This is a genomic window from Lebetimonas sp. JH292 (assembly GCF_000523275.1).
In the GTDB taxonomy this organism is placed as follows: domain Bacteria; phylum Campylobacterota; class Campylobacteria; order Campylobacterales; family Nautiliaceae; genus Lebetimonas.
The window spans coordinates 1,244,441-1,263,574 of the sequence record NZ_ATHQ01000001.1 but is presented as its reverse complement, the minus strand read 5'-3'; the positions used below and the strand labels follow the sequence as shown (position 1 = coordinate 1,263,574).

The 19,134-nt window shown below is 30.0% G+C and carries 20 protein-coding genes and 1 pseudogene; 6 read left to right on the top strand and 15 right to left on the bottom strand.

Annotated elements, in window-relative coordinates:
* Positions 1-31: 31 nt before the first annotated feature.
* Both DZ64_RS0107900 and purH read left to right on the top strand, forming a co-directional pair.
* Positions 32-1,399, top strand: coding sequence for a phosphomannomutase/phosphoglucomutase (locus tag DZ64_RS0107900; protein ID WP_024790125.1), 1,368 nt, complete (start codon positions 32-34; stop codon positions 1,397-1,399).
* 30 nt (positions 1,400-1,429) lie between these two features.
* Positions 1,430-2,944, top strand: coding sequence for a bifunctional phosphoribosylaminoimidazolecarboxamide formyltransferase/IMP cyclohydrolase (gene purH / locus DZ64_RS0107895; RefSeq protein ID WP_024790124.1), 1,515 nt, complete (start codon positions 1,430-1,432; stop codon positions 2,942-2,944).
* A gap of 31 nt (positions 2,945-2,975) precedes the next feature.
* Here purH and DZ64_RS10955 read toward each other — a convergent pair whose 3' ends face one another.
* Positions 2,976-3,935, bottom strand: a complete 960-nt coding sequence (locus DZ64_RS10955; RefSeq protein ID WP_051430016.1) for a YeiH family protein — start codon at positions 3,933-3,935, stop codon at positions 2,976-2,978.
* A 131-nt stretch (positions 3,936-4,066) separates the two neighbouring features.
* Between DZ64_RS10955 and DZ64_RS13780 the strand changes: the two genes are divergently transcribed.
* Together DZ64_RS13780 and DZ64_RS14180 are read left to right on the top strand one after the other, a co-directional pair.
* Positions 4,067-4,501, top strand: a complete 435-nt coding sequence (locus DZ64_RS13780) for a transposase (RefSeq protein WP_084029367.1) — start codon at positions 4,067-4,069, stop codon at positions 4,499-4,501.
* Positions 4,501-4,892: pseudogene (locus tag DZ64_RS14180) on the top strand (transposase). Before DZ64_RS13780 ends, DZ64_RS14180 begins: the two are co-directional and overlap by 1 nt.
* A gap of 124 nt (positions 4,893-5,016) precedes the next feature.
* Here the strand turns inward: DZ64_RS14180 and DZ64_RS0107875 are convergent.
* The 5 genes from DZ64_RS0107875 to DZ64_RS0107845 form a co-directional block, all read right to left on the bottom strand.
* Positions 5,017-5,613 carry a Fic family protein gene (locus tag DZ64_RS0107875; protein ID WP_024788001.1) on the bottom strand — a complete coding sequence of 199 codons (597 nt, stop codon included), beginning with the start codon at positions 5,611-5,613 and terminating at the stop codon, positions 5,017-5,019.
* Between the two features lie 274 nt (positions 5,614-5,887).
* Complete coding sequence (locus DZ64_RS0107865; protein WP_024790122.1) at positions 5,888-6,388, bottom strand: prepilin-type N-terminal cleavage/methylation domain-containing protein; 501 nt, start codon at positions 6,386-6,388, stop codon at positions 5,888-5,890.
* A gap of 60 nt (positions 6,389-6,448) precedes the next feature.
* Positions 6,449-8,059: a sensor domain-containing diguanylate cyclase gene (locus tag DZ64_RS11940; protein ID WP_084029365.1), complete on the bottom strand. Its 1,611-nt coding sequence runs from the start codon at positions 8,057-8,059 to the stop codon at positions 6,449-6,451.
* 97 nt (positions 8,060-8,156) lie between these two features.
* A complete protein-coding gene (locus tag DZ64_RS0107850) occupies positions 8,157-8,678 on the bottom strand; it encodes a YbhB/YbcL family Raf kinase inhibitor-like protein (RefSeq protein WP_051430015.1) in 522 nt (173 codons plus the stop codon).
* Positions 8,679-8,680: 2 nt separating this feature from the next.
* Complete coding sequence (locus DZ64_RS0107845; protein ID WP_024790120.1) at positions 8,681-9,085, bottom strand: thioesterase family protein; 405 nt, start codon at positions 9,083-9,085, stop codon at positions 8,681-8,683.
* A gap of 61 nt (positions 9,086-9,146) precedes the next feature.
* Here DZ64_RS0107845 and glyS point away from each other — a divergent pair, with 61 nt between their 5' ends.
* Both glyS and thiS read left to right on the top strand, forming a co-directional pair.
* On the top strand, positions 9,147-11,120 hold the full coding sequence (glyS, locus tag DZ64_RS0107840; protein WP_024790119.1) for a glycine--tRNA ligase subunit beta: 1,974 nt from the start codon (positions 9,147-9,149) through the stop codon (positions 11,118-11,120).
* 6 nt (positions 11,121-11,126) lie between these two features.
* Positions 11,127-11,435, top strand: coding sequence for a sulfur carrier protein ThiS (thiS, locus tag DZ64_RS0107835; RefSeq protein WP_236618693.1), 309 nt, complete (start codon positions 11,127-11,129; stop codon positions 11,433-11,435).
* Between the two features lie 94 nt (positions 11,436-11,529).
* Here thiS and DZ64_RS0107830 read toward each other — a convergent pair whose 3' ends face one another.
* From DZ64_RS0107830 to DZ64_RS10935, 9 genes are all read right to left on the bottom strand, one after another.
* Complete coding sequence (locus tag DZ64_RS0107830; protein WP_024790117.1) at positions 11,530-12,036, bottom strand: DUF302 domain-containing protein; 507 nt, start codon at positions 12,034-12,036, stop codon at positions 11,530-11,532.
* Entirely contained in the window at positions 12,037-12,990 is a 954-nt protein-coding gene (locus tag DZ64_RS0107825) for an SLAC1 anion channel family protein (protein WP_024790116.1), read from the bottom strand.
* A 106-nt stretch (positions 12,991-13,096) separates the two neighbouring features.
* A complete protein-coding gene (locus DZ64_RS0107820; protein ID WP_024790115.1) occupies positions 13,097-13,993 on the bottom strand; it encodes a cation diffusion facilitator family transporter in 897 nt (298 codons plus the stop codon).
* Entirely contained in the window at positions 13,980-15,035 is a 1,056-nt protein-coding gene (truD, locus tag DZ64_RS0107815) for a tRNA pseudouridine(13) synthase TruD (protein WP_024790114.1), read from the bottom strand. The genes DZ64_RS0107820 and truD overlap by 14 nt, the downstream gene beginning before the upstream one ends.
* Before the next feature lie 285 nt (positions 15,036-15,320).
* Positions 15,321-16,157: a thiamine-phosphate kinase gene (locus DZ64_RS0107805; protein ID WP_024790112.1), complete on the bottom strand. Its 837-nt coding sequence runs from the start codon at positions 16,155-16,157 to the stop codon at positions 15,321-15,323.
* Complete coding sequence (locus DZ64_RS0107800; RefSeq protein ID WP_024790111.1) at positions 16,154-16,702, bottom strand: PAS domain-containing protein; 549 nt, start codon at positions 16,700-16,702, stop codon at positions 16,154-16,156. The genes DZ64_RS0107805 and DZ64_RS0107800 overlap by 4 nt, the downstream gene beginning before the upstream one ends.
* A gap of 76 nt (positions 16,703-16,778) precedes the next feature.
* A complete protein-coding gene (locus DZ64_RS0107795; protein WP_024787988.1) occupies positions 16,779-17,327 on the bottom strand; it encodes an RIO1 family regulatory kinase/ATPase in 549 nt (182 codons plus the stop codon).
* A gap of 9 nt (positions 17,328-17,336) precedes the next feature.
* On the bottom strand, positions 17,337-18,164 hold the full coding sequence (locus tag DZ64_RS0107790; protein ID WP_024790110.1) for a CoB--CoM heterodisulfide reductase iron-sulfur subunit B family protein: 828 nt from the start codon (positions 18,162-18,164) through the stop codon (positions 17,337-17,339).
* Entirely contained in the window at positions 18,161-19,120 is a 960-nt protein-coding gene (locus tag DZ64_RS10935) for a succinate dehydrogenase/fumarate reductase iron-sulfur subunit (protein ID WP_051430014.1), read from the bottom strand. The genes DZ64_RS0107790 and DZ64_RS10935 overlap by 4 nt, the downstream gene beginning before the upstream one ends.
* Between the last annotated feature and the right edge of the window lie 14 nt (positions 19,121-19,134).

Genomic DNA, 19,134 nt, shown 5'->3' with positions numbered 1-19,134 from the left:
ATATTTTATTAAATAAGGAGAAAACTTGGGTATGAAATATATTTTTAGAGAATATGACATAAGAGGAATTTTTGAAAAAGATTTAAATGAAAAGGTTGTAAAGTTAATTGGATTTTATTTAGCAAAAAGAATTGAAGGTGAATATGTCTTAGTAAGTTATGATGCAAGGACACATTCTCCTACACTTAAAAATTGGTTAGTAAGTGGATTAAATAAAGCTGGTAAAAAGGTAATAAATGCAGGAATGCTTCCAACGGGAGTTAATTATTTTGGAAATTTTGTGCCTTTATGTTTAAATGGGGTTGGAAAAATTAATATAGGAGGAAGCATACAAATTACTGGCTCACATAATCCGCCTGAATATAACGGATTTAAAATAACAATTGATAAAAAACCTTTTTTTGGAAAAGATATTTATGAATTAGGTGATGAAATTATTAAAAATTTTGATTTAGATATAGAAGATAATTTTGAGGCAATTGAGTATGATTTAAAAAGTGATTATATAAATTATATTGCAAATCAATTTTCCCATTTAAAAGATTTAGGGTTAAATGCAGTGTTTGATTGTGGGAACGGTGTAGCAGGGGTTGTTTTAAGGGATATATTAGAAAAACTTAATATTAAAAATTATGAAATTTTATTTGAAGAACCGGATGGTACTTTTCCAAACCATCATCCAGATCCAACTATTGAAGAAAATTTAAAATGGGTAAAAGATGAAATTAAAAATGGAAAAGATTATGCATTTGCTTATGACGGGGATGCAGACAGGATTGCTTTTTTAGATAAAAAATATAACTATAAAGGAGATATTTTACTTTACTTTTTTGCAAAAAATATGAAAAATCCATGCGTTATAAGTGAAGTAAAAGCCTCTCAAATTGTATATGATGAGATTGATAAATTTGGTAAAACTATAATGTATAAAACTGGGCATAGTAATTTAAAAACTTTGCTTTATGAAAAAAACTGCGATATGGCAGCAGAAGTTAGCGGACATATTTTTTTTAACGATAGATATTTTGGTGTAGATGATGCTATTTATGTAACATTTAGAATTATGGAATTAATTGATAAGGGATTTGACTTTATAAGTGAATATGAAAAACTACCTCATGTTTACAATACAGATGAAATTAAAATAAAAACAACAGAGGATAAAAAATTTGAAATAATAGAAAAAATTAAAAAATATTTAAATGAAAATAAAGAAAAACTTAAAATTAAAAAAATTATTGATATTGACGGAGTAAGAGTTGTTTTTGATGATGGATGGGGACTTGTTAGGGCAAGTAATACGACACCAGTTCTTGTTACGAGATTTGAAGCTTCTTCACCTGATGTACTTGAGAGAATAGAAAAAACGATGAAAGAGATAATTAATAAGTTTTTATAATCGTTATAATTTCAATAAAAAAGGAAGTTAATGAGAGCATTGCTAAGCGTATCTGATAAAACTGGAATTGTAGAATTTGCCAAAAATTTAGAAAATCTTGGATTTGAAATTATTTCAACTGGCGGGACTAGAAAAGTTTTGGAAGAAAACGGAATTAAAGTTATTGATATTAGTGAAATTACAAAGTTTCCCGAATGTTTTGGAGGAAGGGTAAAAACACTTAATCCTTATGTTCACGGAGGAATACTTTATAGAAGCGGAATAGATGATGAAGAAGCCAAAAAACTTGGAATTGAGAGAATTGATTTAGTTTGTGTAAATTTATATCCTTTTAAAGAGACAACTCAAAGGACTGACGATTTTGATGAAATTATTGAAAATATCGATATTGGCGGTCCTACAATGGTTAGAAGCGCGGCTAAAAACTTTAAAGATGTAATTATTGTAACTGACCCAAATGATTATGAAAGAGTAATTGAAGCTCTTAAAAATAATCAAAACACGCTTGAATTTAGAAAAGATTTAATGATAAAAGCATTTGAACATACTGCGGCGTATGATTCAATGATAGCAAATTATATGAATGAAAGATTTAACAGCGGGTTTGGTGAAAAAAGATTTATTGTAGGAAATAAAGTATTTAATACAAGATACGGTGAAAATCCTCATCAAAGAGGGGCTTTGTATGAATTTGAAGATTTTTATAAAAATTTAAATATTTTAAAAGGTGAAATAAGCTTTAATAATCTAACTGACATAAACGGGGCGGTTAAAATTGCAGTCAGTTTAGGCGAGGGTGCAATAAGTATTATTAAACATGCAAATCCATGCGGGGCTGCAAGGAAAGAAGATTTAATAACAACCTGGCAAAAAGCATTAGAGTGCGACCCAATCAGTGCGTACGGAGGAGTTGTTGCCGTTAACGGGGTTGTTGATAAGGATTTGGCAGAAGAGATTAACAAAATTTTTGTTGAGGTGTTAATTGCCGGAAAAATTACAGACGAAGCGGTAAAAGTGTTTGAAAAGAAAAAAAGAATAAAACTGTTTGATTTAGGTCAGCCTCATTTGGAAATTGCCGGTGACAAATGGGATTTTAAACATATTGAAGGTGGATTTGTATTCCAGGATGCAGACAGGGTTAGTGATGATGAAGTGGCAAATGCCGAGTGTGTAACCGAAAAATATACAGATGATAAAAGAGATTTAGAAATAACCTGGAAAATTGCAGCTCTTACAAAATCAAACTGTGTTGTGTTTGTAAAAAATTCTCAAATGGTGGCAATTGGTATGGGAATGACAAGCAGGGTTGATGCTACAAGATGTGCGGTAGAAAAAGCTAAACAATTAGGACTTGATATAAAAGGCGCTTCTCTTGCAAGCGAAGCATTTTTTCCATTTAGAGACAGTGTGGATTATGCCGCAAGTGTCGGTGTAAAAGCCATAATTCAGCCGGGAGGTAGTATAAGGGACAATGAAGTAATTGAAGCTGCTAATGAACATGGAATAGCCATGTATTTTACAGGAAAAAGACACTTTTTACATTAAGACTTAAAGCAACAAAATTAAATTTGTTGCTTTAAAGATTTATACTGATTTTTGTTATAAAATATCCTCCAACAATCAGCCAGATAAATAAAATTCCAGCTAAATAAATAGGTTTAAGTCCCACGCCTTTAAATTTGTTTATATTTGTTTCCATTCCTAAAGCTGTCATGGCCATAGTCAAAGCAAATGTATCAAGCGTATTGACAGTATCTACTATTTTTAAAGGCAGTAAATTTAATGAATTAAATCCGGCTACTATAATAAACCATACTGCAAACCATGGAATTGCTATTTTTGTTTTTTCATTTTTAATTTTATTTTTTGCCGTTTTTGCAAGAAAAATTCCTAAAATTATTAAAAATGGGGAAATCAGCATTACCCTAATCATTTTTACAATTACGGCTTCTTTTGCCACTTCTGGTGAAATGGCGCTTCCTGCACCTACCACATGTGCTACCTCATGAATGGTTGAGCCGATATATATTCCCATCTCATTTGGTAACAGATGTAAAATTCCGCTTTTATAAGCAATAGGATATAAAAACATTGCAGTTGTTCCAAAAATTACAACAGTTGCAACAGCAATAGCACTTTTGTAAGGTTCCGCCTTTACAACCGGTTCGGTAGCCAAAACTGCGGCGGCCCCGCAGATTGAACTTCCGGCACTTGTCAGTATGGTAGTGTCTCTGTCAAGTTTTAAGATTTTAGTCCCTACAATATAACCGATAATAAATGTAAAAGTTACAATCATAGTAGATGCGAAAATTCCAGGAATTCCTACAGCCGCTATGTTTTGAAATGTTATTCTAAAACCGTAAAATATAATTGCAGCTCTTAAAAGTGTTTTAGTGGAAAAATTAATTCCAGGATTCCATTCCTCAGGCAAATGCATTCTTAATGTATTTGCATAAAAGTATTTTAAACATTGAAGAATATAAAAGAAGATTAAAATCAGGAAATCCAGTGACAATTGAAGAGCTTGAAAATGAATTAAAAAATTTAATCAAAGAGATGAAGAAACAGCAACCCAAAGTGAAATGACAAACCATTTAGGTTATGAGAAAAATGAAAAATCTGATAATAGCAATTACAGAAATGGATACCAAAGACTTTTAAAACTAAATAAATTCAACATTTGAGCCTAAAATTGTAAAAAAAAGACAAAGACTTTTAGATGGGACGGAAGATTTAATTTTATCTTTATATGCAAAAGGAATGAGTGTAAAAGATATTCAGCACCATCTTGATGATTTATACGGATATGAGCTTTCAACTGAAACCATATTAAATATTACTGAAAAAATCTTAGAAAAAGCTATTGAATGGCAGAATAGACCTTTGGAAAGTATTTATCCTATAATTTTTATGGATGCAACCGTATTAAAAATAAAGGTTGAGAGAAATATAAAAAATACAGCCTGTTATATAATGCTGGGAATCACTATAGAAGGTAAAAAAGATATTTTAGGTATATGGATAAGTGAAGAGAATGAAACTTCTAAATATTGGCTCTCAATACTTAATGAAATAAAAAACAGAGGTGTAGAAATGTTTTAATATTTTCAATAGACGGACTAAACGGTGTAGTTCATCAGATAAGAAACTCTTTAAAATTTGTCTCTTACAAAGACAGAAAAGAAATTGCAAAGGATTTAAAATCAGTATATCAAGCTGATACTGAGGATTTAGCCATTCAAAATCTTGAATCCCTCATATTTATGATTTATGGAAAAGAAACTGGGATGAGCTTGCTACTTTTTTTAAGTATCCAAAAGAACTTAGAAAGCTTATTTATACAACAAATCCAATTGAATCTTTAAATTCTATTATAAAAAGAAAAACAAAATCTAAAGGTTCATTACCTTCAAAAAAAGTGGTTTTTAAAGCCCTTTTTACTTCTATACAGGAGAAAAATGGAAAAGTAACAGAATCAGAAATTGGTTTGTAATTTATCCGCAACTTGTGATATATTTCTAGGAATTTTTAGTAAAATATCTTAAAGCTTTAGTATATGGGTTTTATTTACACAGTTAATTTGATGGGCTCAATAAATTAGAGGAAGGTAGAAGAATCTAAAATTTATTTATACTACTTTTTATTATTTCTTCAAAACAATCATAATTAGCATTTTGAACACACTCTATTGCACATTTTATATACTCTTCTTCAGTTATATTAGCATAATCAATTACATCATATCCAGCATTTATAGATAAAATATCAATAAAAAATCTAATAATTCTTCCGTTTAATTCTAAAAAAGGATGAATAGCTATTAACTCACATTTATAATAGGCTAATTTATGAGCAAAAGTTTCTTTGTCTAAATTTTTTAAATATTTATCTTTTTTCAACTTAGCAAAAATTTTTTTCATTTCTTGAGTTACATAGATTCCTCTACAAAAAAGAGTATCACCTTTTGCTATATCAACATCTCTATAAACACCTGCCCATTCATATAAATCTTGAAAAGTTTTTTTATGAAGATTTTTAAAAAAGTATTCATCTAATTCAACATCAAGTTTTTTTGCAAACTTTTCGTAAGATTCTAACAAAAGAAGATGCTCTATTTTTATTAATTCATTTTCATCTTTAATGTCAAGTTTATTTTTAGGAATAGAAGTGTTAGAATAATAAATATCACTAATTTTAAACGTGTACTTTGACATTATATTTAGATTTTATCTCTTTTAATTTTTTTTCCTCTAAATTAACTTTATACCCCTCTAGTCTCATAGAGTGATAAACAATTTTTTTTAATTTAGATTTTTTCATATTTTTCCTTTTACAAAAACTTTATATAATAATTATACCATAAAAATACTTTGTCAAATCCTTTGACAGAACCTAGGTAGGATTTTTAAGTAAGAGTTTTTTAGAGGTTTATTAAAAATAAAATATCTGAATATGACGAGCCTATTTATAAAAATTACTTAAAATTAATCAATATATAGCTCCCGAAGGTTCGATACTCAAATTTTCTTCTCCCTTAGAGTCGCTTAACGTAATTTTTTGAGGTGTTTTAATTAAATTTTGCATTGATAAATTATTTTCAAACAAATCTCCGTTTGGGGAAAAACATATTTTTGTAAATGTTGCGGAAATGTTGGATTGAAATTTTGTATTATTGATTTCTTTATTCTGATTGGTCGGGTCTTTTAAAAATTCCTTTGAATTATCCCATTTCTGAATATAGGCTGATACAGAATTATTAGAACTGTTTACTTCAAAACATACCGCAGCCACTTCAGGTTTTGAAGGGTCATATCCATCCCACTTTAGACCAATATTATTTGTATACATAAAATATTGTTTTATTCTGTCTTTTTCAAGTGCAAGGGTGTTCGGTTTTAAATTAAAGCTTACAGAAGATATTATAATTCCGATAATAATAATCACAATTAATAATTCTATTAAAGTAAATGCTTTTAAATTTTTTTTCATTTTAAATCTTTCATTATTTTTTTTAATATTTTATTAAAAATTTTAAAAAACAGGAAAACATTATAAATACTTGGCTATTAAATTAATCTGATAAACAACCGTGTTTTTACCCATTTTTTTAGCCTGATATAATTTATCGTCAACATCTTTTAAAAATTCATAAAGTCTTATATTTTCATCATTATACTCTGATATTCCGACACTTACTGTAACTTTTCTGTCAATTCCGAAATTATGACTTTCTATTTTCTTTCTTAGCCTCTGCGCTGTTTGTATACCTTCTTTCAAAAATGTGCTAGGACATATTATCATAAATTCCTCTCCTCCCCACCTGGATGCGATATCTGTTTTACGTATTGTTTGTGTAGTAATTTTTGCAATCTCTTTTAAGACTTTATCTCCCATATCATGCCCGTATGTATCATTAACCTGTTTAAAATTATCAATATCGAACATTATCAAACAAAAAGGATTATTATATCTTTTAAATCTTTCCATTTCTTTTTTAAGCTCTTCATTAAATTTATATCTGTTGTAAAGCCCTGTTAATTTATCCGTTAATGCCATTTTTTTTAACAATGCGTTTAATTCCTGCAATTCTTTATTTTTTTTATAAAGTGCGTTTTTTGTTAAATTTTCTATATTTTCTTTAATTTCGGCAAATTCTTTGAATGGATATTCCGCTTTTTTGATATTCTCAACGTTTCCGTTTACAATTTCTCTGACATTGGAGTGTAATATGTCAAGTGAACTTAATATTTCTTTATAAATGATACGGGTGTAAAATATACCCAATATTACAGAAATAATTGACACTATTAAAAATATAAAAATAATTTTTTTTATAATCGGCAATAAAACTGTATTTTTATCAATTACAGTAATAACTATCCATCCTAAATTTTTCAATTTGGTGAAATAAGCCAGAATTTTTACGTGATTTTTATAATATTCAAAAAAACCGTTTGATTTATTAAAAATTTTTCTCTCAACATTATATTCATCAATAAAATTTTTGTTTAAATTTAATTTATTATGACAGACAATGATTAATCCGTCGTCTCTTATAATAAAATTTGATAAATTCAAAAAACTTTTTTCATTTAATTTTTTAATAATCTTATTTATTGAAGTATCTATAGAAATCACCCCGGTTATTTTCCCCCTGTCATCAACCAAAGCTTTGGAAATAGACACCAGCCACTCTTTTGTTTTAATTTCCCTGTAAGGAATTCCCTGAGAAATATTGGGAAAAGATTTAATTGCCGCACGATACCAGGGTCTAATTGTCGGGTCAAAACCGGGAGGAGGTGTGTAGTTGTTTATAAGCAGCATTTTATTTTTATACCCGGAATATACGTAATTTATATCTTTATCAATTTCCTGAAACAATTTAAACGCATACAATGCCCTTTTACGCTCTTTTTCATTTAAAAAAGGCGCAAGTCTAACTTCTCTTAATCTGCTAAGATATTCAACTTCAATATAAAATTTTTTAAAATACGCCCTTATAAAATTACTTACATCACTATTTTTTGTTTTTAGTAAATTATATATATTTTTTATTCTGTATTGATAAAAAAACAGTGATGTCAATATTCCAAAAATTGATATCATTAACAATATTAAAATAATCGTTCTTTTAAAGATTTCTTTTTTTAAACTTTTCATTTTACCTCTGTTTTTATATTTTTTTATAATATAATAACATAAAATTGATATTTATTAAAATAATATTAATTAATGGGATAACAGCAGAAAAAAGAGGCTATTTCCAGCCTCTTGCATAAAGTCCTTTTATTGAAGCTTTGTCAATTGTATGCTCTTCTATAGCTTTTGCTAATATTTGAGGATTTATGTTTATATCAACATCAAACCCTTCAGCATCCAGGGCATAAACGGTAATAATATATCTGTGCGGCTTTCCGGGAGGTGGACACGGTCCCCCATATCCCACCTCTTTGTAATCATTTATGGTTTGTAATCCTAAATCAAAATACTCACTCTGCGGATTCCCCGCATTTCTTGGAAATTTATTGATGTCTGCGGGAATATTCACCACTATCCAGTGCCACCACCCGTGATCAGTCGGAGCATCCGGATCAAACATCGTAATGGCAAACGATTTTGTGTTTTTTGGAGCATTTTCCCATATAAGTTCGGGTGAAATATTTGCCCCGCCGCAGTCGGGATAAACCTGTTCAATTGAAATTTTTTCACCAAAATCCGGCGAAGTTAAAGTTAATGCATACATTATTACACCTCCTATTAATAATAAAAATTTTCTCATATTCAAACCTCAAAATATTTTTTTATTACCTCATCAGAAATTTTTTTTGGTCTGTGTGTTTTATAATCCACATATACCCACTCTGTCTCTCCAAAACAAATCAGTTTGTCATTTTTATAGATTTCATATTTTCTTTTTGATGTTATCTTTTTAACATCGTCAACCCATGTTTTTATAATTAATTCATCACCTTCAAATGCCGGAAGTTTATATTCTATATGATGTGATTTTGCAAACCATGTTGCACCTATTTTTTCATAGGTTTGGGGATTAAAGCCCAATTTTTCGGAGTGTTCGAGAGCACACTCTATCATCCATTCAAGATATTTCAAATTATTTACATGAGAGTTAAAATCTATATCTTTTTTTGAAACTGTAATCTTTTTTTTAAAGACATTTGGTTTCATGTCAACTCTTTTTTATTTATTATAGCACATTTTGATAAAATTACACAAAAAAAGGAAACTAATGTTAAAACCTCTTCTTATAGAAATAGGCGTTGAAGAACTGCCTGCGATTCCTTTATTAAAAGAACTTTCAAATATTGAAAAAAGCTGGTTAAATATTTTAGAAGAATATAATTTAAAAACAGATTTCAATTTTTATTATACGCCAAGAAGACTGACTCTCTGGCACAGAGAATTTCCTACAAAACAGGAAGATAAAACAGAAGAAATTTGGGGTGCGCCTAAAGCAATAGCCGAAAAAAACCCAAAAGCTGTAGAAGGGTTTGCCAAAAAATGTGGAATACTGCCAAATGAAGTGGAATATAAAACAAAAGGAGATCAAGAATTTTTATATTTTAAAAAAGAAGTAAAAGGAAAAGAAGCAAAAGAACTTCTGCCTGAAATGATAGAAAAATGGTTAAAAATCCTTAATTTTGGTAAAATTATGAAATGGGGAGAATGCGTTGAAGAATTTATCCGCCCAATAAGATGGATTTTAGCAATGATTGAAGATGAAGCCATTATTTTTAATAAATATTGCGTAACTTCAAGTAATTTCACATACGGCCATCGATTTTTTAAAGATAAAATCTTTATAGATTTTGTTGGAAAATACTTTTGCGAACTTGATAAAAAAGGAGTTATTTTATATCAAGATGAGAGAAGAAAAAAAATAATAAGTGATATCGAAAAAATAGAAAAAGATAATAGTGTCAAAGTTGAAATTGATAAAGATTTACTTGAAGAAATAGTAGCTATTACAGAATATCCGACCCCGCTTCTTGGAAAATTTGATGAAGAATTTTTAGTTCTACCTCCGGAAGTTATTATTACCTCTATGAAAGAGAATCAAAGATATTTTCCCGTGTTTAAAAATAATAAATTAACTAATGCATTTGTTGTGGTAAGCAATGCGTATACAAAAGATTTTTCTAAAATTATCAACGGAAATGAAAGGGTACTTAGAGCAAGGCTAAAAGATGCCCTGTTTTTCTATAAAAACGATTTGAAAAACGGATTGTCAATTGAAGGGCTTAAAGATATAGTTTATATGGACAATCTTGGAAGTCTTTATGACAAAGTTAAAAGAGAAGAAAAAATAGGGAAAATTCTGGCTGAAAAATTTAAAACAGATAAAGAAAAATTAAATACTGCCGTCAACCTGGCAAAAGCCGATTTACTGACCGAAATGGTATATGAATTTACAGAACTTCAGGGAATCATGGGATATTATTACGCAAAAGCCCAGGGAATTGATGAAGAAATTGCAACAGCTATAAAAGAGCAATACAGCAACAGCGCCAGCAATAAAATTTCGGCACTTCTAAATATTGCAAGGAATTTGGATACACTTGCCGGACTTTTTAGCATAGGTAAAATTCCAAAAGGAAATAAAGACCCGTTTGGATTAAGAAGAGCCGCAAATTATATTATAAAAATATCTCTGGAAAACAGTATACCGCTTGATTTTAAAGAAATTTTAGAAAAAATAAAACCGTTTTATAAAAATCTGGATACAGATAAGCTGCTTGAATTCATCTATGAAAGATTTTATAAATTTTATAATGTCAATCCGTCCGTTATCAGGGCTGTTCTTGCCACAGGTGAAAGTAATATACTCGAAATAGACAAAAAAATAAAATTAATGAATGAAATTGTTAAAAGCAGTGATTTTAAAGATTTATCCGTTACATTCAAAAGAGTCGGGAATATAGTAAAAGATTTTGATTTGAATACAATAAAAGTAGATGAAAAACTTTTTGAAAAAGAAGAAGAAAAAAAATTATGGAATGAATTCAAAAAAGTCAAAAATTATACTGATTTAGAAAAAAAACTTGATTTTCTAATTTCACTGAAACCTTTAATAGATAATTTTTTTGATAATGTAATGGTAAATGTGGAAGATGAAAAAACAAGACATAACAGAAAAAGTATGATTGCTTCAATTTACAAAGAATTTTTGGATATTGCGGATATCAAGGAAATCACTATTTAATGGAAAATGGAAAATGGAAAATGGAAAATGAGTGCAAATGAGCAAAGCGAATTAAACTCACCTGGCCGTTTGAAAAACGGCTATGGTGAAAAGTTAAAAAGGATGATAATGAAAATGAAAATAAAAATTAATGGAATTGAAAAAGAAATTCCCGAAAATACTACAATTTCAGAGCTTTTAAGCTCTCTTAATATCCTTGATAAAACAATGGCAGTTGCCGTAAATATGAAAATAGTTAAAAAAGATAACTGGAAAAATTATAAATTACAAGATGGTGATAAAATAGAAGCGCTTAATTTTGTAGGTGGAGGATAATTTTTATAATTAAAAATGGATAATGTAAAATGTAAAATGAATTAAAATAAAAAAAACTCATTGTGGCTGTTAAAATCAGCCACAATGAAAATAATTAGAAGATTGTATATCTGAAATGAACAAATGATAATATACTTTCTATATCTCTGACAACCAATTCCATAATTTTACCCTCTTTTGTACCGCTAAGCATTCTTGTTAACAGATATCCGTTCATTAAAGAAATAAAAACCTGACCTTTTGAATCTTCATATACAGCAATTGACAAAGGCATTTTTACGGCCATAAATTTTGTGTCATCATCGCTTAGCATTTTTCCTGCAAGCTTAGCATTACAAAATTTAACAATTGCAACCTTTCCCACATCAGGACCACCGTATTTTTTGATTTCTTCTTCCTGGTTGATAATTGTTACAATATGCCATCCGGGCTGATGTGATATTCTATTCGCTAATAATTTAACTGTTTTTTCAAAACTGTAAGGACTTTTTATTCTCTTAAAAAGCATATTCTCAGCCGATAATTTAAAAAACAAAGGTATTAAAAATACCGCTACAACAAAACCTATTATAAATCCGCCTATCAAACTTCTTTTATTCATTTATTCCTCCTCTGGTATACAAATTTTTTGTGCTTTTATTGCCAAATATGTTTTATATGCAACATAAAATACAACAACGGTAACTATTACTAACAGTAATAATGAAAACCAATACATTGAGCAGTTTCTAAAACTGCTGTAAATTAAAGTAGTGGCAATTGTAATTGCCGCAAGCGGGAATGTATATGCCCACCACGAAATAAAAAACGGTATTTGCGTATATAAGCTTTTTTTTGCAATTAAAAGTAAAAAAGTAAACAATCCGATTAAATATAATATCATACTAAATATATCGATACTTCCAAAAGTAATTCTAAAATAGCTGATAAATCCTACAGCAGGCGGTGCTATTAAAATAAAAAATGTAGGTATCAGTTTTTTAGGCAACGGATGATGGAAAATCATTCTGTATGTTACTATTGTAAATAAAACAATCCAATAAAAAATTCCCAAAGTAAAGAAAAACAGGTTAATGTATTCATTCACAACATCAACTCCTGCAACAGGCACCAATACATTGCCTACAATAGGAATAAACCATGCTGGACTTATCATTTTTACATCAAAACTGTGTCTTATCCAAAATTTAATTACGCTGAATGTAAAAAACAGATGAAGCCAAGCACCTATCCACCAAAATGTTACACTGATAGTAGGGGCATAATCCATATATGCAATGGAAATAAGCAAAAAGCTGATTGAAATGGCCGGAATAAAAGAACTTTTTACAGGATGATTAATCTCAGCCTTTATTGCATCCGGATATTTTATCCATTTAATCATATAAGTAATAAAAATACAAAAAAATGCCGCTGTATCTAAAATAAGCAATATAAAGTAGGGCCAATACGGCAAATGTAAAAAATGAAACGCTTTTGCATATGCAATGGTTAAACCTGAAAGACCCATTACAACCGCAAAAAGCTGAACTGGAAAATATTGTAAACTTCTCATTTATGCCTCCTCTTTTTGAGCAAATGTTCAAAACGAATTGTATATAAAAAAATTTTTAATTACAATAATTATAAGAAAAAATTATATGAAATATTAAAATTTCTTATTAATCGCACTCTTCCTGAAGTTTATTTATAAAAGAATCGTCATAAGGGTCGGCATGAATATTAATCACCCAAACTTTTTCAGGCTCTAATTTTCTGATTTTTTCTTCAACATTTTCTATTATTGTATGGGCAAGTTTCAGTTTCATATCAGGCGTCAATACTAAATGCACATCCACAAAATTTCTGTTTCCTGCTTTTCTGGTTCTTAAGCAGTGATAATCAAGTACAAGAGGTTCTTTTTTAATAATCTGCTTTATAGCTTCAACAGTTTTAAAATCAAGTGAAACATCTAAAAGTATTTCAAAACCCTCTTTTACAATTTCACTGGCTTCACGGATAATATAAACGCCTATTAAAACAGATAAAATATAATCAATATAAACAAATTTCGTAAACTTTACAATTATTAAAGATATTAAAACAGAGAGGTTTGTAATTAAATCTGTCTTATAATGTAGTAAATCTGATTTTATAACCAGATGATTTGTTTTTTTTACCACATAATATAAAAAACTGACAAGCAATCCTGTCAAAACAATGGAAAAAAGCATTACATAAATAGAAATATCAAGATGGGTTATAACCTCTTTGTGAATTGCTTTATTAACGGCTTCGTACATAATAAAAAGACCGCTTAATATAATGATTGTTCCTTCAAACAGAGCCGCCAACGCCTCGACTTTTCCTTTTCCGTAATTGAATTTTTCGCTAGGCCTTTCTTCACTGACCCTTATTGCAATATTATTAAATATGCTTACTGCCATATCCAAAACACTGTCCAGAGCACTTGCGATAACCGCAACACTTCCGCTCATAAAACCTACGGTTAATTTTGCAATTGCCAGAGTCAAAGCGGTAATTGTGGCAACAAAAGTTGCCTGTTTAGGCAAGTTCATTGATATTTCCTTTTAAAATATCAATTAAAACAGTTGCATAACTGCCTTTTGGCAAAATAAAGCTGAATTCATACCAGGCTTTTTCTTTAATATAATTTTTATCAATTATTTCAGGAAAAATCCAGGCAATTCTCCTGTCTCCGTTTGCCGGAATCAGTTCGTCGTATTTTTCTTCTATATGCCTGGCGAAATCTTTTGCCCTCATAGCTTTCTTGCCCGGCATAAGCCCTGTCGGGGAAATGTCTTTATTATAAAACCTTTTTGTATCTTTTTTATCTTCCAAATAAAAAAGCCTTCCGAGCGGATAATGGCTCATTACATCCCCGGGCAGAAGTTTAAAAGGATGCTCTTGAGATTTAACAAAATCAATCAGATTTTTTTCATATCCCAAATTTATAAGTTCATTTTTACTCAATTCAAAAATATTACTGAGTTTTATCCTATCCATCAGCCATTCGTTAAAAAGTTTTGACTGATAAGCACTTATCAAAAATTTCTCAAGCCTTCTGTTTTTTATAAATCTTTTACCTTCGATTATCTCTTTTGCTTGTGCGACGTTATTTTCCCTTCCAAATCTCTGATATCCGAAAAAATTCGGAATTCCGTTTTTCTTTATATCGATTAAAATTCTTTCTATTTTTTTTGCATCTACAGGAAGTACTTTTTTAAGCCTTACAAAAAATTTGTTTGCTTCCAAATGACCTATTTTAAGCTTGTTTCTGTGTAAATCCTGCTGTAAAATTTTTATTTTTTTATCTTCGAATCTGTTAATTTCATCTCTGTATTTACGTGGGACACTTATCCACTGGATTGTGAGTGCGTCTTTGTCTTTTAACCCCGCATAACCTATTTCATTTCTTTTTATTCCGGTTTTTTTTGAAATTATATCTATCATCTGGGGGGTTGTTAAATCTTTTTTTCTTATTTTAAGCATCAGCCAGTTACCGGTATGTTCAAACGAATAAAGCGGAATTTCCTCAACAAAAAAATTTTCGCTGTTTTTATTAAAATGAAAATTTACAGGGCTGTGTGAATATATCATCTGTTTCCTTTACATTGCTTCAGTACAAAATGTGCCATAATTATTAATTGAAAAGTATATCCAAAAATAGAAACAATGGGAATAAAATATATAAAATTACTTAAAAATATCAGTAATTTTTCTCCAAATGGAAGATATAAAATATATGAATTTATAAAAGTGTAAATCAAATTTTTAAATAAAAAAAACACTGTTCCCCAAAAAATTATAGAAAATATAAAAGGTAAAAGTGTATATTTTAAAATTTTCCAATCAAAAACTCTCTTAGCAAATTCATATAATTTCTTAAAAATGGTTTTCAGGACAGACACTTTTAAATCTGCCCCTTTTAGTCACGGCAAAAACAGTTATCGGGGTTCTTGTCAGTTTTGAAATGTTTTTTATGACAGAGAGATTTTTTTTTGGAAAAGTAAAAAGTATTTCATACTCTTCCCCACTGCATCCTATTCTTTTATTAAATTTTTTAAAAAATTCAAAATCAACATTTGAAATTTTACTGATTCGCTCAAGCTCTTTAAAAAGCCCGTCGCTTATATCGCATGCCGCTGTTATATATTTTGAAACCTTATAAAAAAATTTATCTCTTAAAAGGGGTTTTATAAATTTGGAATTTTTAGATATTTTTTCACCTCTAAGCAGTATCTGCAAATTTTTTTTTACACTTCCCAAATCCCCGGTAAAAGCCACATATTCATCAAGTTTGGCTTTTCTGAAAACGGGCCTATTACTTACTCCCATAAATGTCATCGATATGGCTATTTTATCGTTTCTTATGGTGTCTCCACCAATTATTTCGTAATTATACTCATCCGCTGCTTTTTTAAATCCGTTAGCAAGCAGTTCAATTTCTTTCAAACTCAAACTTTTAGGAAACCCTATATTTATTAAAGCATATTTTGGCTTGGCATTCATAACAATAATATCACTGATATTTACCAGACTTGCTTTATAACTTATTTCATCCAAACGAAACCATTTTCTTTTAAAATGAATATTCTCAAAAAAAGAATCACTCGCAACTATCCATTTTCCATTTTTCATTTTCCATTTTTCATTTATAATTGCCCCGTCATCCCCGATATATTTATTTTTAAACTGTTTTATAAAAAACTCTTCTTTCATTTATTAGCCAATAAATCTTCCGCATTTTTAGGTAATTTGTCGAGTTTTAACAAAAGTTCTCTTTCCCATTCTTTAAGGGCTTTTTTTTCTAAAAGTTCAGATTTCCTCAAAGCTTTATATAATTCATAAGCCTGCTGTATTTCATCTCTGCTGGGCTCTCTTCTGATAGCTAAATATCCGGCTATTTTATTTGGATCATGAACAATGCCGCCTTCTTTATCTATCGGATCGCAGTTTACTTCCACCCAGTAATGATTTGAATCTTTTCTTAAATTCATAACCATTCCGCTCCAGTGCTCACCTCTTTGAATTGTATCCCACATATCCTTAAAGGCGGCTTCAGGCATAAAAGGATGTCTTACAATTGAATGGGGAGAGCCCACTAAATCGCTTTTTGTAAATTTTGTCATCTGCCTGTAAGCATGGGAAGCAAAAGTAATAATACCTTTTAAATCGGTCATTGTTATAAGAGCCCTCGCATCAAGCCCCTCGTCTTTAAAAGTGATTTCTTTCCAAGATGGTGTGGTATAAGGTTTTGCAGCCATTTTATACTCCTTAAAATTTTATTAATATTATCTTACAAAAAAAATTTATTGTCAAATTTATATCACATTAAATATTTTAAAAAATTTCATCAATCATTTTAAGAGACAAATTCAAAGCTTTTAATTTATCTTTTTTGTATAAATCAATTATTTTATTTAACTTACTTTTATCAAATTTTTCATCCCTGTTTAAATAATATCCGATTATCTGCAAAAAATTACGGGAATTTTTAGTTAATTTTGCCCTCTCAAAATCCAAAAATTTAATATCTTTTTTTCTTTTAATTATATGATAATATCTTCCAAGCTGGGTATGGTATATATGTTTTTTATCAAGCTCGTATGCTCCAATTAAAGTTTCTTTTAAAGTTTCATAATATTGTTTTGTATTAATTAACTCTTTAAGAGGCTTTCCAACAACCAGTTCCATTATAAAATAATGTTTTCCGAGAAAAAGGGGTTTTGGTGCATAAAAACCGTCTAAAAGTCTTAAAAATCCATACTCTTTTTTGGCTAAATCGCTTTTAAGCCATTTAAGTGCCGCAGTTTCACCGTTTTCCAACTTAACTTTAAAAACTTCCCCCCTGTTTCCCTCACCTATTTTTTCAATTATTTCATAATTCATAAACAAAAGTTAAATTGAGAGTTTAACTTCTGTTTTATTAAGGTTTATACCTGTCTCATCCGGGCTCATTCCACAAGCTACATTTATAAGCTGGGTTACTTGCAATATCGGCTCTTCCTTCCCATCCATGGCTTTATGGCATAACGGACACGGTGTAGCCACAATATCAGCCCCAGCTTCTTTTGCCCCCTCAAGAGGTTTTATTGCAAGTCTTTCTTTTTGATTTTTATCTGTATAACTTGCATGATATCCGCAGCATGTATTTTCGTTTTTATAACCTTCAATTACCTCAACACCAAGCGGCTCAAGAATTTCTTTTAAAATGGTAGGATTATCCACATCATCAAGCGCCACTTCGTTTGGAGCAAGAACATGACACCCGTAATAAGGCGCTACTTTTACTCCGCTGATTTCTCTTTTTAGTCTTTTTTTATATTCGTCAAGCCCTATAAAATCCCTTATTAAATTTAATGTATGATAAATTTTAGCCTCACCTTTATACTCCAGCCCTTCATCAGAGAGTATTTTATTTACTTTTTCTTTAAGTTCAGGGTCACTGTCTAGTGCGAGTTTTGTTTTTGCAATGACCATATAGCAGGTATTGCAGGGAGTATATAAATCCACACCTTTTTCTTCTGCCAAAGCAATATTTCTGGCATTTAGCCCGTAAACAACCAATTTGTTAGTTTCATCAATAACACCTCCTCCACAACAGGCAGCCCTATCAAGTAATATCCCTTCAATTCCCATATTTTTAAGAAAACCGACGGTTATATCATAATTATGAACATCAGCCCCCTGAAAACAGCATCCAGGATAAATTCCTATTTTTTTCATTTAAGTTCCTTTTGCAGTTTTTTAATAAAGTTTTGAAAATCTTTAATACCCTTAAACGGTTTTGGCCCGAATTCTTCTTCCCTAAGTCCTCTTTCTCTAAATTCTTTTTCCAAATTTTGTTTTATTTCTTCCCCTTCATCCTCAAGAGCTACAACCGGCAGGTTAAATTTGTCAATCTGTCCTGTTTCATAAACAGTCTGAAACCAGAATCTTGCCCTTCTTATTGCAGGTGTATCTTCACCCACATCTTTTGCAATACGTCTTAGCTGAAGTATGTCTTCTGCCGGTTTAATTCCCTTAGGACATGCCGCAAGACACATCTGACACTGCACACATTCATATATTCCGCTTTCTTCTACCAATTTAACCCTTTCTTCAACATCCATTCCATCGCGGCTATCCATTATAAACCTAAACGCTTTTGTAAGCTGAAAGGGGCCAAGGTATTTTTCATCACCCTCAAGTGCATTGCATTGACCGTAACATGCCATACATAAAATACAGTCCGTCTGTTTATCATACATTGCAAATTCTTCAGGGCTAACCAAAGATTCGCTTTTTAGATTATCGGGTACTTTTTTTGGATCAGGTTCAAGATATGGTTTTATTTCTTTTAGTTTATCAAAAGCGGGTTCCTGGTCTACCACCAAATCTTTTATTACCGGCAAATGATGAAGCGGCTCAATTTTAATTACACCGTTTCTTATTTTATCTTTTGCCTGAACTTTACACGCAAGGGTGCTTCTGCCGTTAACAATCATTGCACAGCTGCCGCAGATTGCACTTCTACAAAACGCTCTGAATGTAAGGCTTGAATCAATTTTATCTTTTATATGCATTAATAATTCAAGCACAGTCAATGTATCTTCAACTTCGACTTCAAAATCTTGCCAGTAACTCTCATTTTTTTCAGGATTATATCTTTTTATTTTTGCAATATATTTTATTTTTTCCATTTTAAATCCTTTTT

What these genes read in the sequence shown, in the direction of transcription:
- DZ64_RS0107900 (WP_024790125.1), top strand. Translation starts at nt 32, where the DNA reads ATGAAATATATTTTTAGAGAATATGACATAAGAGGAATTTTTGAAAAA.
- purH (WP_024790124.1), top strand. Translation starts at nt 1,430, where the DNA reads ATGAGAGCATTGCTAAGCGTATCTGATAAAACTGGAATTGTAGAATTT.
- DZ64_RS0107875 (WP_024788001.1), bottom strand. Translation starts at nt 5,613, where the DNA reads ATGTCAAAGTACACGTTTAAAATTAGTGATATTTATTATTCTAACACT.
- DZ64_RS0107865 (WP_024790122.1), bottom strand. Translation starts at nt 6,388, where the DNA reads ATGAAAAAAAATTTAAAAGCATTTACTTTAATAGAATTATTAATTGTG.
- DZ64_RS11940 (WP_084029365.1), bottom strand. Translation starts at nt 8,059, where the DNA reads ATGAAAAGTTTAAAAAAAGAAATCTTTAAAAGAACGATTATTTTAATA.
- DZ64_RS0107850 (WP_051430015.1), bottom strand. Translation starts at nt 8,678, where the DNA reads ATGAGAAAATTTTTATTATTAATAGGAGGTGTAATAATGTATGCATTA.
- DZ64_RS0107845 (WP_024790120.1), bottom strand. Translation starts at nt 9,085, where the DNA reads ATGAAACCAAATGTCTTTAAAAAAAAGATTACAGTTTCAAAAAAAGAT.
- glyS (WP_024790119.1), top strand. Translation starts at nt 9,147, where the DNA reads ATGTTAAAACCTCTTCTTATAGAAATAGGCGTTGAAGAACTGCCTGCG.
- thiS (WP_236618693.1), top strand. Translation starts at nt 11,127, where the DNA reads ATGGAAAATGGAAAATGGAAAATGAGTGCAAATGAGCAAAGCGAATTA.
- DZ64_RS0107830 (WP_024790117.1), bottom strand. Translation starts at nt 12,036, where the DNA reads ATGAATAAAAGAAGTTTGATAGGCGGATTTATAATAGGTTTTGTTGTA.
- DZ64_RS0107825 (WP_024790116.1), bottom strand. Translation starts at nt 12,990, where the DNA reads ATGAGAAGTTTACAATATTTTCCAGTTCAGCTTTTTGCGGTTGTAATG.
- DZ64_RS0107820 (WP_024790115.1), bottom strand. Translation starts at nt 13,993, where the DNA reads ATGAACTTGCCTAAACAGGCAACTTTTGTTGCCACAATTACCGCTTTG.
- truD (WP_024790114.1), bottom strand. Translation starts at nt 15,035, where the DNA reads ATGATATATTCACACAGCCCTGTAAATTTTCATTTTAATAAAAACAGC.
- DZ64_RS0107805 (WP_024790112.1), bottom strand. Translation starts at nt 16,157, where the DNA reads ATGAAAGAAGAGTTTTTTATAAAACAGTTTAAAAATAAATATATCGGG.
- DZ64_RS0107800 (WP_024790111.1), bottom strand. Translation starts at nt 16,702, where the DNA reads ATGGCTGCAAAACCTTATACCACACCATCTTGGAAAGAAATCACTTTT.
- DZ64_RS0107795 (WP_024787988.1), bottom strand. Translation starts at nt 17,327, where the DNA reads ATGAATTATGAAATAATTGAAAAAATAGGTGAGGGAAACAGGGGGGAA.
- DZ64_RS0107790 (WP_024790110.1), bottom strand. Translation starts at nt 18,164, where the DNA reads ATGAAAAAAATAGGAATTTATCCTGGATGCTGTTTTCAGGGGGCTGAT.
- DZ64_RS10935 (WP_051430014.1), bottom strand. Translation starts at nt 19,120, where the DNA reads ATGGAAAAAATAAAATATATTGCAAAAATAAAAAGATATAATCCTGAA.